This window comes from Acinetobacter lactucae (genome assembly GCF_013122135.1).
Classification (GTDB): domain Bacteria; phylum Pseudomonadota; class Gammaproteobacteria; order Pseudomonadales; family Moraxellaceae; genus Acinetobacter; species Acinetobacter lactucae.
In genome coordinates this window covers 2,541,105-2,555,259 of sequence record NZ_CP053391.1, presented here as the reverse complement: position 1 = coordinate 2,555,259, position 14,155 = coordinate 2,541,105, and the positions used below count along the sequence as shown (strand labels likewise).

Sequence of the window (14,155 nt, the reverse complement as noted above, 5' to 3'; positions counted from 1 at the left end):
TATGAAATTCAGATCAGTTTTTATTATTCCTATTGTTCTTGCTTCTGCTTGTAGCGAAGGTGGAAATAATCATACTGTGTCCGATACACACCTAAAAAAAACAGTTTATAGTTCTCAAGATGAACTCAATAAAGCTGCACAAAAAAAAGATCCTAAAGCTTTATATACTTTGGCTTCTACTTATGCAACAAACAGTACAGATGTTGAAGATCAAAAAAAGGCTTTTGAATTATTTGAACAATCGGCAAAGCTCGGGAATGATGAAGCTATGTTGCAACTTGGCTTAATTTATCAAGAGGGATCGAGTTATGTAAATATTGATGATCAAAAAGCATTAAGTTGGTATAAGCAAGCAGCTAAAAAGAATAATGCTATGGCCTTACACAATGTTGGAGTAGCTTATTATGAGGGTATAGGAACTAAATTAGATAAAAAACAGGCTTACGAATATTTTGTTAAGGCAGCGAAACTCGGCTTTTTACAATCACAAAAAATTATTGCCTATCAACTATATACAGGCACAGGGGTAAAGAAAGATTTTAAAGAGTCTTTTTATTGGTCTCTTAAAGCAGCTCAACAAGGTGATATTAAGTCGCAGAATAATGTTGCACTTAATTATGAAAAAGGCGAGGGTGTTGAAAAAGATCCAATCCAAGCAATGAATTGGTTTCTAAAATCAGCGAATAATGGTAACCCTGAGGCCCAATATAATGTTGCGTTAAAATATTTTGCAGGAAATGGTACTGATCAAGATTTTGATAAATCAATTGAATATGCTGAAAAAGCAGCAAAAGTACAGAATCAAGCAGCGATTCAACTATTAATTAACATTTATTCCGATATAAAAAATCCAAAATATAATACAGAGAAAGCAAATTATTGGCGAGCTAAGCTCTAATTTTTACAATTCATAAAGTTTATAAGACTTATTTGTACTTTAAGCTAATAAGTCTTATTTTTAATAATATAAGTTATGAAAAATATTATTTTATTTTCAATATAGATTATCTTGACATCTGCATGTAGTGAAGGTAGTCAAAATAGTACACAAGGGACTCTAACCAAAGACTACAGAAAAGTTTCCGATTATAAGTCGAAGGAAGATTTAGAGAAAGCGGCGAAGGCGTATGATCCTGAAGCATTGTTTGTATTAGGTTTTATGTATGCCACAGGCGAAGGTGAAAAATTTGATCAAAAGAAAGCATTGGAACTATTTGAGAAATCTGCACAGCTAGGCTCCTCAAATGCCATGCTTCAATTAGGGCTGATTTATCGAAATGGCAATGAAGTCGTAAAAAAAGATGCTGCTCAATTATATGGTGGTGATGGCATTAAGAAGGATATCAAAGCATCTTTTAAATCGATATTAAAAGCTGCTGAACAGGGAGATCTTGAGTCACAACACAATGTAGGTTTGGCTTATGAAAATGGAGATGGGGTTGCAAAAGACCGGGTACTTGCTAAAAAAATGGTTTGAAAAAGCGGCTAATAATGGTTTTGTATTAGGGCAATATAACCTTGCGCTTAAGTATTATAATGGTAATGGTGCAGAGCAAAAATTTTCGAAATCAATTGAGTATGCGGAAAAAGCAGCGAATGTGCAGAATAAAGCTGCTATACAGTTGTTGGTTGATATCTATTCAAATGATAGAAACCCTAAATATAATCCTGAGAAAGCTAATTATTGAAAGTCTAAAATATAAAGCCAAATAGTTTAATTTTCTTGATATCGAATATGCTTTTAAGTTATCCACGAGCTTGACCCTAAAGGAAAGATGGTTATTCACAAATCTATGGGCTTTATTGTTTCTACTTGCTCTCACAAAGTGAAATGAAAAATATACCAAATAGACAGATTAGTCTTGACAATTTTATTTTTATTAATTTTGAGTTTCTACTTTCATAAATTCGAAATGTATCTTTTACAATCATTTAATTCGTTTATCTTTTAAATTAAATAAAATCTTTTTAAGAAAATGTTTCATAAATCTTAACTAAGTGATGTTTATGATAATTTTTGGTTTGGTTTTATTTTTTACTTAACTTATAAAATTCAATAACTTATTTTTTATTACAAAAAATAACAATATTATATTTTTATAAGAATAACTTTATTAAGCTATATTTTATAAGCATCTTAACTATTTACTTTTAGTTTAAGTTGATATGATTTTTATATAAAATATGTTTGTTTATATGATAAACTGCATCTAAATTTTTTGAATATAAGGTTTTTAGACTGATTTTTTAATGTTTTAAGAATATTAACTTTTCGGTAAAGCCTTGAATAAATAAGAAAACAGAGGAATGAAAGTTGTGTTGAAACGAAGTATTTTGATACTTTTTTTGACTGGAAACATTATCGGTCTATCATATGCTCAAGCAGCAGAACTAGAGCCTGTAAAACTTAAAAAAAGTTGTATTAAGAAGAACCCTTTAGCTGAAGGTCAAAATGATCCTGAGTTATTGAATATTTTTAAACAAGTTTGTGATAGCGATAATACAACTCAAAAAAATGATTTATTAGCTAAAGCTGCTATGCGGTTTTATCAGACCAATCAACCAGTTAAAGCATTGAATTTAGCAAGTCAATTGCAAAGTCAAAATATACGCGGTTCATTAATAACAGATGTCTTGTTTTTATCCGGTGTGAGCATTGCAAATAACTCTTTACAGCAAATGCGTACTCAGGAACTGAGATATTTAAGCAATGATGTGACTTATCCTCCTGCAAAGCAGTTAATTGAAAATATTCATACTGCCATGCCTGCTCCTGATCCATCGAGCTTTAAAGCGAGTTCAGAAAGTAGCTCAGATGATAACGAAAAAAGAAGTTATAAAAAACAGTATGTAACGCGTAATAAGACGAGTACTTCTAGAACGTCAAATAAACGAGTATCAAGCCCAGCAAAGACGACTACAGTAAAACCTAAAACTGCACCTGCAGCTACTGTTAATAAATCAAAAAGTTCGCCTTTTGACCCTTTAATTAAATAATCCGGAATAGAATCTTATGGCTAAGAGAGAGAGCGTACAAAAGAAGCTTCAGCGAATTCGACCTCCACGTGTTCAGCTTACATATGATGTCGAAATTGGCGATGCAAAAGAAGCGAAAGAACTACCATTCGTTGTGGGTGTGATGGGTGATTTTTCGGCTGCATCTGAGCTTGAACGTACAAAATTAAAAGATAAAAAATTCATTAATGTTGATTTAGATAATATTGATGAAGTTATGGAGTCATTATCTCCAAGAGCTGCTTTCCAAGTAGACAATACCTTGACAGAAGAGGGCGGTAAGATCGCTGTTGATTTGACATTTAAGTCAATGGAAGATTTTCGTCCAGAAAACGTGGTTCAACAGGTTGATCCATTAAAGAAACTTGTGGAAGCTCGTGAGCGTTTAACTGACTTAAGAAACAAAATTTCTAACAGTGAACGTTTAGAAGACTTACTTGATGAAGTTCTTAAAAATACAGATCAGATTCGTAAATTAAGTGCGGAGGCTGATCATGAATAATACTCAATCTGCAGCAATGCCTCTTGTTGAAAATGAACAGGTTAATCTCTTAGACTCGATTGTTGAAGAAAGCCGTATTGCCCGAAATGAAGAAGAACATTCACGTGCAAAAAGCTTAATCGGTGAGCTTGCTAAAGAAGTAATGGCAGGAACAATTACTGTTTCTGAAAATATGACTTTATCAATTGATAAGCGTATTGCAGAAATTGATGCGCTGATTTCAAGTCAATTAAGTCAGATCATGCACAATGAACAATTCCAAAAAATTGAGTCAACTTGGCGTGGTCTCTATTATTTCTGTCAAGAGACACCATCTAACCCTCTTATTAAAATTCGTATGTTAAATACGACTAAGAAAGAGTTGGTAAAAGATTTCCAAGGCGCTACAGACTTCGATCAAAGCACCTTATTCAAAAAAATCTATGAGGAAGAATACGGATCTTTTGGTGGTGCACCATATTCAGCGCTCATTGGTGATTTTGAATTTGACCGTACGCCTTCTGATATGTATTTGCTTGAGCAAATCTCTCATGTTGCTGCAGCTGCTCATGCGCCATTTATTTCGGCCGCTAGCCCAAGCATTCTTGGTCTAGAGTCATTTACTGATATTGACCGTCCTAGAGATGTTTCAAAAATCTTTGAAACAGCTGAATATGTTCAATGGCGTTCATTCCGTGATAGTGAAGATGCTCGTTATGTTGCTTTAACATTGCCACATGTGCTTGGTCGTCTTCCTTATCATCCAAAGGAAGGAACAGCTACTGAAGGCTTCAACTTTGCTGAAGATGTTTCGGGCGCAAATCACAATGAATATTTGTGGATGAACGCTGCTTATGCTTTTGGTACTCGTTTAACAAATGCATTTGATATGCATGGTTGGTGTGCTGCAATTCGTGGTGTTGAGGGTGGTGGTTTAGTTGAAGGCTTGCCTGTACACACTTTTAAAACACAAGATGGTGAAGTGGTATTCAAATGCCCAACAGAAATTGCAATCACTGATCGTCGTGAAAAAGAATTAAGCGATTTAGGCTTTATTCCTTTGGTTCATTGTAAAAATACTGATTACGCTGCTTTCTTTGGCGCGCAATCAACTCAAAAACCTAAAAAATATGACAATGATACAGCAAATGCTAACTCTGCTTTATCGAGTCAAATTCAGTACATCATGGCCGTTTCACGCATTGCTCATTATTTAAAAGCAATGATGAGAGATAAAGTGGGTAGCTTTGCTTCTGCTGGAAATGTTGAAGCATTCTTAAATGAGTGGTTGTCACAGTATGTATTACTTGACGATGGGGCTTCTCAAGAAGCAAAAGCTCAATATCCTCTACGTGAAGCGTCTGTAAAAGTTGTAGAAGATCCTGCTCAACCAGGTCACTACAAATCTGTGGTTTTCTTGCGACCACACTTCCAGCTGGATGAGTTGTCAGTTTCTTTACGACTTGTCACTGAGTTACCTCAGTCCTCAAATTAATAAAGGTCAGCGAAAGAATAACTTTAAATTACAAATAGGAAAGTTCTAAATGAAAGATATATACGTTGAGTTTCGCGGTAAATACAAAGTTGACGGAGAGTCTCGTGACGCTGAGCACAAAGGCTGGTTAGAGGTTAACTCTTGGTCTCACAACATTCGTCAACCTAAATCTGCTACTTCAAGTAGTGTTGGTGGTCATACTGCTGAACGTGTTGAACATTCAGATATGGTTTTTGTTAAAGACCTAGATGCAACTAGCCCGAAATTATGGGAAGCATGTTCAGCTGGTTATACATTTGATGAAGTACAAATCGACTTCTACCGTGCAAATGGTGATAAGCGCATCAAGTACTTACAAATTAAATTGAAACATGTTCTAGTTTCTAGTGTAACTCCAACAGTTAATGAAGAAGGTGTTCCAACAGAAGCGTTTGGCTTGAAATACGCAGCTGTTGAGTGGACTTACAATCAACAAGATATTAACGGTACTGCTAAAGGTGCTGTTACTAAGAAATGGTCACTTTCTAACAATACTGCTTCTTACGCGGCGTAATTGTTTAAGTGAATATTTGGTGGAGGCTGACATAAAGTTAGCCTCTGCTGTCTTTAAGCATGCTTGTTGTGAACTCGAATGAATTTAGATCGGCTTTATCCCTATGGATTTCGTTCAACTTTGTTTGACCGCTTAATTCCTGAAAGTGAAGATTATGCAAAAGGTCTTTCTATTCAGCAATTAAGAGAATCGGTAGCAAAAGATTTAGAAGACTTGCTTAACAGTCGAGTCGCTAAGTTGGATCATGTAGTCGATGATTATCCACTAGTTAAAAAATCTATACTTCAGTTCGGTATTATTGATTTTGTGGGGCTTTCTACAGCTAATCCGCTAGATCGAGACAAGATTTGCCAATCAATTGAACAATCAATTGCAGCTCATGAACCCAGATTAAGACAAATACGGGTAGAGATGTTGTTGGATGGGCACAATATGGGGGCATTGTGTTTAAGCATTCAAGCATATCTAAATATTCATCCACTGTATGAACCTGTCGTTTTTGATGCATTGTTAAAACCAACAACGCAGCAATATGTAATTTCAGCGAGAACCTAAGCATAGTGGGTGTGTTGTGATAGAAGAGCTTTTACCTTTTTACGAAAAACAACTACAGGAATTTGGTCAGCAATCTCGTGAATTTGCCCAAAAATATCCGAAAATTGCTCAGCGTCTATCTTTAAATCAAGAGCAGATCGATGATCCGCATATTGAACGTCTTATACAGGCTTTTTCATTAATTTCGGCTCGTATTGATAAAAAGCTTGCTGATAGTTATGACGTATTTACACGTTCCTTATTTGAGGTGATGTTCCCTCAATACTTACGTCATTTTCCGGCTTGTTCTGTAATAAGTTTTGAAGATATAAATAAAATAAAGCAGCTCACAGAAGCACATATTGTTCCTGCACACACAGTTTTGAAGTCTCGCAGTTTTAAAGGCGTTCAGTGTGAGTTTAATACCACGCAAGAAGTCAAATTGCTCCCGATAAGCTTGCAAGCGCTAGAGTTCAAAAGTACACCTAGTGCCCATATGCATTTAAGTCAAAATGCGACTTTAACTTTTAAATTTGAAATTTTTAATCGTGCTCATGCGTATTTAATAAACGAAAAATTACCTATTTATTTAGATGCAATTTCTAATTTTCCACTTCAAGTACTAGATAGTATTTTTAAAAAGAGCACAACTTTTGCTGTTAAAATAGGACAGAAAATTGTTGAATTGGACAAAAATCCATTTGAGTTAACAGGTTTTTCAGAGCAAGAAAGTCTATTGCCACTCGATCAACATACTCATCATGCTTATCGTTTACTGATGGAATATTTTTGTTTTCCTGAAAAATTTAATTATCTGAAACTCGATTTAGGTTTTTTAAAGCGCTTATCTTTAGAAGAAAGTAATTTTGAGCTGTTGATACATTTTAAATTAAATTTAAATGATCAAGCCGTAGTTCGAAATTATTCTGAATTAAATGTCGCTAATTTTAAGTTGTTCACTACACCAGTCATTAATTTATTTGAAAAATATGCTGAACCGCAAAAAATTGTACATAAACAATTAGAATACCCACTGATTACAGATGCTCATCATCCTGAGTTTTATCAAGTGTATTCAATTACTGAAATGAATATGGTTCGCGAAAAAACGAGTCAAGAAGAAAGTTATGTTCCAGTACTGCCTTTTTTTGCGATGAGCCACTATCATTCTGACACGGCACGTTTTTTCTATTCGGTGAATTATCAAAAGCTACAACCCAATTTCGTCGAAATGGGTTATTCAATTATTTCAAAAAACTTAAATCCTTCTTCAACACGTTCGGATTTTATTAGTACTAAACTATTATGCTCAAATCGTGACTTACCACATGAAGCATTAGGACAGTCCAATAATATATTAAATCTAAATGATAGTAGTTTGGCTCGCCGTGCCATTGTTTTAAAAAGACCTACAAAACCTTATCAATTTGGTCAAAGCCAGAGTGAGCAATGGCGTGTTATTTCGCATCTTTCATTAAATAGTTTAGCTTTAATGAAAGGTGATGCGGTATCTCATATTAAAGAGTTACTTGCGTTGTACAACTTACCTTTATCAAAAGAAAATTATCTAATTATTGAGTCAATCAAACATCTCGAATTTTCACTCACTCACAAGCTTGTAGATGGAAAACCATTCCCAATGTTTGTAAGAGGGGTAAAAGCAGAATTACAGATTGATTCATCGGTATTTAGAGGACATAGCCTATACATTTTTAGCCAATTGTTAAGTCGTGTTTTTAATTTAAAGGTTCAAATTAATAGTTTTGTTGATTTGGTTGTTAAGGATTATTCATCTCAGCAGGAGTTATACCAATGCAGTCAGAACGTTGGTGGCAAGACTCTTCTGTAACAGCTGAGCTCTTTACTAAGCCCAAGTCTTTTGAATTTATTCAAGCCACACGACTATTAAGACACGATTCAAGTCGTGCATTGTGTTCATCTTGGAGTGATCATTTTAAGTTTGAGACATCCTTTAATTTAAATTTTCCTGCTACAGAGATTGAAAATTTAGAATTAACGGACGAGCGAATTTATATTACGAATTTAATCGTTGGTCTTACGGGTATACAAGGTGCTTTGCCTTATACATATACGAATAAAATTAAACAGGCTCCACGTCAGCAACGGGCTGAAACTAAAGAGTTTTTAAGCTTGTTTAATCATAAGCTTACTGCTCAATATGTAGAGTCTAGTATTACCTATAATCTGCCGATTAGATATGAGATAGAGCATAAAAACGATTATTTAGATATTCTGCATGCTTTGAATGGCTATGTGCGATCACAGCATCAACAAGCTGATCTGGATGAATATTTTGCAGAATTTTCAGGATTAATGCAGGGACAAAATAATACAGTCCATGCATTAAAAACGATGCTGTCATGTATTTTTAAACATGACATTACGATTAAAGAATTCGTACAAGAATCTTTTAAATTGGCAAGTGACCAATTAACAACGTTAGGTGGAAATCAGCCGAGTTTACTTGGTGTTAACACCTTTTGTGGGGAAACCATTCAGCAGATTGACGGAAAAATTGAAATTCAAATTGGGCCATTAAAACGTCAGCAATATCTAAATTTCTTACCAAATCAAGAGTTAAGTTTAAAGCTTAAAAAACTCGTGGAAACTTGGTGTAGTCCAACTTTATCGATAGATTTGCGGCTTATCTTGGATGAGTCAGAAATACAACCCATTTGTTTAACTCTCAATAACCAGAGTGGTTTAGGGCAGGGTTCTTTTCTCATATCACGACAACCAAAAGTACATAACCATGAAACGTGCTATAGCCTTATTGGAGAGAAAATATGATTAAAAAAATATTACTCTCATTCATTGCTATTTTTTCATTGGTTAGTGGAATTATTATTTTCTACTGGCGTGATGTTCAATATAATCCCGATAAAGGAGATTTTTTCCTTTATTTCTTGATGCTACCCGCGGTTATTACTTTGGTGATCTTATCGCCATGGTTAATTTATAGCGCTTATAAGACTTATAAAGACAAGAAAGAACAAGCTATAAATCAAGATAAAGATGATGCTAGTCAAAAACAAAACGCAGTAGTTGATCAACCATTAGAACAGCTAGATTTTAATATTTACTCTGCTTTTGCTTTACATGCGTTAGGTGAGAATGAAAGTATTATTGAGCAGCTACAAAACTTTAAAAGTCCAGAGTTGGATGATCAACTGTTAAATTCTTATGGATTGCCTCTTTTATCTTACAGAATTAAAGATTTGGATGAAGAGGAATGTGAGGAGAGTGAATATGCTTCTCCACGACAAGTTCGTATGATGTCATTGATAAGACAGCAACTAGAACAAAATATAGAAAATTTATATCTTCTAGCCGAGCATTTAAAACGTTCAACGTTATTTTATGAGTCGCAACAAGCCCGTGAATATCACATGCATCCGGCATGGGTAGATCCTGAGTCTGAATATGATGATGTTCAAATGCCGATTGTAGAGGTTTATCGTTTAAATCGCTTAAATCTACACATCCTTCTTTCGGAGGATTTATTACATATCTGGAATGATGATCAAAGTAATGAATTAATTTTAGAATTCTTTGCTGAGATTGGTATTCCTGCTCAAAAGCTCCATATTGAATATCATTTTTTTGGAGAGCAACTCGCTTACCAAGAGTTGATCCACCTATTAAAGGGTATTCATAAAAGAGAACATGAAATGTTCTTTTTGGTCGTAGCTGATTCTGAAATTGATCAGGATCTGGTCGATGAAAAATCTTGGATGATTAAAGATTATATTCCTGCTGAATTTGCGGGAAGCTGTTTACTGGCCGATCCTCTAGTGAAAATTCAGGAATTAGAACCTTCTAAGGCACTGAAAGTTGTTGTGGGCCAACAAGATACAGCGAAGCTTTTTAATAATTTTAAATTTAATGATTTGCCTCAGCATGAAGGTGATGAGCCTTATGTACTGATATTGTCAGATCAGACCGATATAAAGTTTTCGAAAAAATTGCAGCAGCACTTTCTTCAAACGCCTGTAGAACCGCATCATTATATTTATGTGAAATCTTCATTAGGGCATACCCAACATTTAGCTGATATTTATGGCTTTATGCTGAGTATGCATTTTCCTGAACATATCATTCCTTTTGTCTTTGGAGAAAATACAGTGTCAGCACACACATTTGTGCAATCTGCCACTGAAAATTCAGAAGATGATGCGATGGTGTTGAATAACTAATTTAAACTTTGGACTTAGAACGAGAATAGAATGCATACAATTTTAGGCTACTTGTGGCAGTACATCACGAATCCTAAAGCAATTATCGCCGTGTCATTGTTCGTGGCATTGATGTCTTCATATACTTCAATTCCTCGTCATATATTCTGGGCTTTAGCAACTGCCTATGCTTTGGGTCTTATTGTCTATGGTATCTATTGGCTTATTCAACGAAGAAAGCATGCTGCTCAAGGTGAAGAGCTAGCTGAAGCAATTGAAAAAGATAACCAAGCTGAATATGGCAAAAATAAAGATAAAGAAGAACTTCAGCTTATTAATCAACAAATGAAAGAATCAATTCAATTGATTCGTAAATCTAAGTTGGGTGATAAAAAAGGGAATGCTGCACTATATGAGCTTCCTTGGTATATGGTTATTGGTAACCCGGCAGCAGGTAAAAGTTCAGCCATTTATAACTCTGGTTTAAAGTTTCCGTTTGAAGAAACGCATCAGAAAATGGTATCTGCTGGCTTAAGTGGTACTCGAAATTGTGACTGGTTCTTCTCAACAGAAGGTATTTTGCTCGATACAGCAGGTCGTTATTCTGTTTATAGTGAAGATTATTCTGAGTGGTTAGGTTTCTTAAATATTTTAAAGAAGAACCGCTCTAAAGCGCCGGTCAATGGTTTGATTCTAATTGTTAGTATTGCTGAGCTCATTAGTCAAAGTCCTGAAAACTCATTAAAGCTTGCTAAAAACTTACGTGCACGTATTCAAGATCTCACTGAACGTTTAGAAGTTGTTGTGCCTGTTTATTTAGTCTTTTCAAAGATGGACTTAATTGCAGGTTTTACTGAATTCTTTGAGTTTTACGAAGCTCAAGAATACAACCAAGCTTGGGGAGCAACGCTTCCATATGAACAGAGTTCTTCACATAATGCTGTAGAGTTATTCGAAAAACATTACAACATCCTTTACGATGGTCTAAAAGGGGTAAGTTCGACTCATTTAAGCCGCCGTCATTCGCAAAATATTTCACCAAGTGTAATGACTTTCCCGTTAGAATTTAAAACACTAAAACCAGCCTTAAAAAGCTTTATCGGTACACTTTTTGAAGATAATCCATATCAATTTCAACCTGTTTTCCGTGGTTTTTATTTCACGAGTGCTTTGCAAGAAGGTGTAATTGAAAGTCCAATGACTGAACAAATTGCACAAGAATTTAAGCTGACTCAAATTGCTCAAAGTGATTTAAAAGATTATTCAAAAAATACTCCTAATCATGGCTATTTCTTAAATGGTCTATTTTCGGATGTTATTCTAAAAGATAAAGATTTAGTTAAGCAGCATGTAAATACGGGTAGAAAACGTCAGCGCTATATTGCATTTATTGGTGCTTTAGCGGGTGTTTCAATTATTTTAGGTGTATGGGTTTGGTCTTATCGTAACAACCAACAATTAATTGGTGAAGTGCAAGCTGACTTAAATAAGGTAGTTCAATTAGAAAGAGCTTCTGGTCAGCAACTATCTACTCAATTAGAAGCTTTGCTAATTCTTCAAAGACGTCTACAGCAGTTAGACGAGTTTGATGAAAATAGACCACTTAAATTTAGTTTTGGTTTATATCAGGGCAATGAGCTTCGCGAAAAGTTAAAAGCCGAATATTTAAAAGGTGTTAAGCAAATTGTATTAACACCGACACAGCAAAACATTGCTCAATATTTGCAACGTGTAAAAAATAATGAAGCAACCTTAAAAGCGAATCATACGAATGTTGAGATCAAGCAAACTGCTCAGTCTCAACAATATTTGGAACCTTCAGATACCAATCCGCAGGATGCTTATAACGCATTAAAAGCTTATTTAATGATGAGCAATCCGCAATATATGGATGCAAGTCATCTAAGCGATCAGGTTACGCGTTTCTGGCGCTCTTGGTTAGATGCAAATAAAGGTCAAATGCCGCGTGCAGATATGATTCAAGAAGCTGAACAGATCTTGTCGTATGCAATGACCTTAGCAAATGATAAACAATTCCCAGTTTTAGAAGCAGATTCGCAAATTGTTGATCAAACACGTCAAGTATTGCTCTCGGTTGTTCGAGGAATGCCTGCGCGAGATCGTGTTTATAACGAAATAAAAATGCGTGCAGCAGTACGCTTCCCTGCGTTGACTGTAAGTCAGATTGTAGGTGAAGCCAATAAAAATGTTGTATTAGGAAGTTATGCATTGCCTGGTGTATTTACTCAAAAGGCATGGAATGACTATGTAGAAAAAGCAATTGAAGAGGCCGCGGATAAGCCAACAGATAGTAAAGATTGGGTGCTAAATAGTCGTCAATCTGATGATTTAACTTTCTCAGGTAGTCCAGAGCAAATTAGAAAGCAGCTAACAGCGCTTTATAAACAAGAATATATTGCGGAATGGAGAAAATTCTTAAGCGGTATTCACTATGCTAAAGCTGGTCAATTTGCTCAGCAAGTTAAAAATATTGATGTCTTAGGTGAACCGCAAAATTCTCCAATTAGAACATTAATTGAAAGAGTAGCAGTCGAAACAAACTGGGATAATCCGGTTGTTCAAGCTGAGCTCGCAGCTCCACAAAAAGGATTTATTGCATGGTTTAAGCGTAAAGTTTTAAATCATGATGATAAGCAAGTAGCTAATCAAGTGGCAAATAATGCTCAAGGCGCTATTTCTCAAGAATACCAAATGTTCTATCAGTTGGTTCGCAAACGTGATGACCAACAAGGTAAGTCATTACTTGATGAATATATGACAAATTTAGCTCTAGTTCGTAGTAAGTTTAACGAGCTTAAGAATGCGGGTGAAATTGGACCTAATGCGATGACATTAGTCAAGCAAACCCTTAATGAGCAAACGTCTGTATTTAACCAAACTCAAAAAATTGTCGATGAAAAAATGGCGGTTGGTTTCAATGAAATTGATCAGCGATTACTACAAAAATTGGTAGTTAGTCCACTTACGCAAGCTTTTGAAAGTTTAATTACACCGACCCAAGACGAAATTAACAAATTATGGGTAATGCAAGCTTATCAGCCATTTACAGCAAATCTTGCTAAGAAATATCCATTTAACTCATCAGCTTCTTTGCAGGCGACAAGTAGTGAAATTGGTCAAATCTTGGGTGAGAACGGTAGTATTTCTCGCTTTGTCAAAGAAAGCCTAGATCCATTTGTGATTCGTCGTGGTTATACATTAACGTCTAAAACTTGGAAAGATTTAGGAATTAGTTTAAACCCTCAATTCGTCATGAATTTCCAAAGATATGTTTCACCAGCCAATGGTATGGCAACAGGTGAGTTGAATGCTCAAGCTCCTGCGGCACCAGCAACCAACCAATCGAACTTCCAGTTCTACCCAATTCCAAACCCACAGTTACTTTCATATACCGTTGATATCGATGGTCAGCGTATGACTTATGAAAATGGTGTTCAGCAGTGGGTTAACTTCATTTGGCCAAACCAAGGAAGTATTCCGGGCGCTCGTATTACAGCAGTAGATTTACAAGGTCAAACGCATACGATTTTTGATGAACCAGGTGAGTATGGTATTAACCGTTTAATTGATAGTGCTCAGCGTAAAGAACAAAATGGCGGATTTGAAATGCTTTGGCGTAGTAAAACTGATCCATCTTTATTTGTAAAAATGAATTTCCGTCTCATCAGCAGCAATTCAGGCAGTATCGGTTCAAGCCGTGGTTATGCAGGCATGCAACTGGTGGATAAAGTCACTGCTGACAAAGCAGCTCGTGTGGTATCTGCTCAGCAAGCACCAGCTCAAGCTGCTCCAGCAAGAACTGAAAATCCTGTTTCAGCACTCGCTCAGCCTTCTGCGGGAGTTAAACCATGACATGGAAA

Annotated in this window: 10 protein-coding genes and 1 pseudogene; all 11 read left to right on the top strand. The window is 35.5% G+C overall.

Annotation, left to right across the window (positions count from 1 at the left end):
* Position 1 precedes the first annotated feature (1 nt).
* The 11 genes and pseudogenes from HLV59_RS11925 to tssM all read left to right on the top strand — a co-directional run bounded on the left by HLV59_RS11925 (position 2) and on the right by tssM (position 14,147).
* Positions 2-898: a tetratricopeptide repeat protein gene (locus tag HLV59_RS11925; RefSeq protein WP_171430621.1), complete on the top strand. Its 897-nt coding sequence runs from the start codon at positions 2-4 to the stop codon at positions 896-898.
* Between the two features lie 105 nt (positions 899-1,003).
* Positions 1,004-1,688, top strand: a pseudogene (locus HLV59_RS11920) (tetratricopeptide repeat protein).
* Between the two features lie 619 nt (positions 1,689-2,307).
* Positions 2,308-2,997, top strand: a complete 690-nt coding sequence (locus tag HLV59_RS11915; RefSeq protein ID WP_032003314.1) for a hypothetical protein — start codon at positions 2,308-2,310, stop codon at positions 2,995-2,997.
* Between the two features lie 16 nt (positions 2,998-3,013).
* Positions 3,014-3,517: a type VI secretion system contractile sheath small subunit gene (gene tssB, locus HLV59_RS11910; protein ID WP_005041656.1), complete on the top strand. Its 504-nt coding sequence runs from the start codon at positions 3,014-3,016 to the stop codon at positions 3,515-3,517.
* Positions 3,510-4,991 carry a type VI secretion system contractile sheath large subunit gene (gene tssC, locus HLV59_RS11905; RefSeq protein ID WP_032003316.1) on the top strand — a complete coding sequence of 494 codons (1,482 nt, stop codon included), beginning with the start codon at positions 3,510-3,512 and terminating at the stop codon, positions 4,989-4,991. The genes tssB and tssC overlap by 8 nt, the downstream gene beginning before the upstream one ends.
* A 49-nt stretch (positions 4,992-5,040) precedes the next feature.
* The gene (locus tag HLV59_RS11900) at positions 5,041-5,544 is read left to right on the top strand and encodes an Hcp family type VI secretion system effector (protein WP_016141469.1); all 504 of its coding nucleotides are present in this window, start codon (positions 5,041-5,043) and stop codon (positions 5,542-5,544) included.
* A 78-nt stretch (positions 5,545-5,622) separates the two neighbouring features.
* On the top strand, positions 5,623-6,099 hold the full coding sequence (tssE, locus tag HLV59_RS11895) for a type VI secretion system baseplate subunit TssE (RefSeq protein ID WP_002048404.1): 477 nt from the start codon (positions 5,623-5,625) through the stop codon (positions 6,097-6,099).
* A gap of 16 nt (positions 6,100-6,115) precedes the next feature.
* Positions 6,116-7,927, top strand: coding sequence for a type VI secretion system baseplate subunit TssF (gene tssF / locus HLV59_RS11890; protein ID WP_171430032.1), 1,812 nt, complete (start codon positions 6,116-6,118; stop codon positions 7,925-7,927).
* On the top strand, positions 7,891-8,889 hold the full coding sequence (gene tssG / locus HLV59_RS11885) for a type VI secretion system baseplate subunit TssG (protein ID WP_171430031.1): 999 nt from the start codon (positions 7,891-7,893) through the stop codon (positions 8,887-8,889). Before tssF ends, tssG begins: the two co-directional genes overlap by 37 nt.
* Positions 8,886-10,295 (top strand): hypothetical protein, encoded by a 1,410-nt coding sequence (locus HLV59_RS11880; protein WP_171430030.1) that lies wholly within the window; start codon positions 8,886-8,888, stop codon positions 10,293-10,295. The genes tssG and HLV59_RS11880 overlap by 4 nt, the downstream gene beginning before the upstream one ends.
* Before the next feature lie 30 nt (positions 10,296-10,325).
* A complete protein-coding gene (tssM, locus tag HLV59_RS11875) occupies positions 10,326-14,147 on the top strand; it encodes a type VI secretion system membrane subunit TssM (protein ID WP_163120258.1) in 3,822 nt (1,273 codons plus the stop codon).
* Positions 14,148-14,155 lie beyond the last annotated feature (8 nt).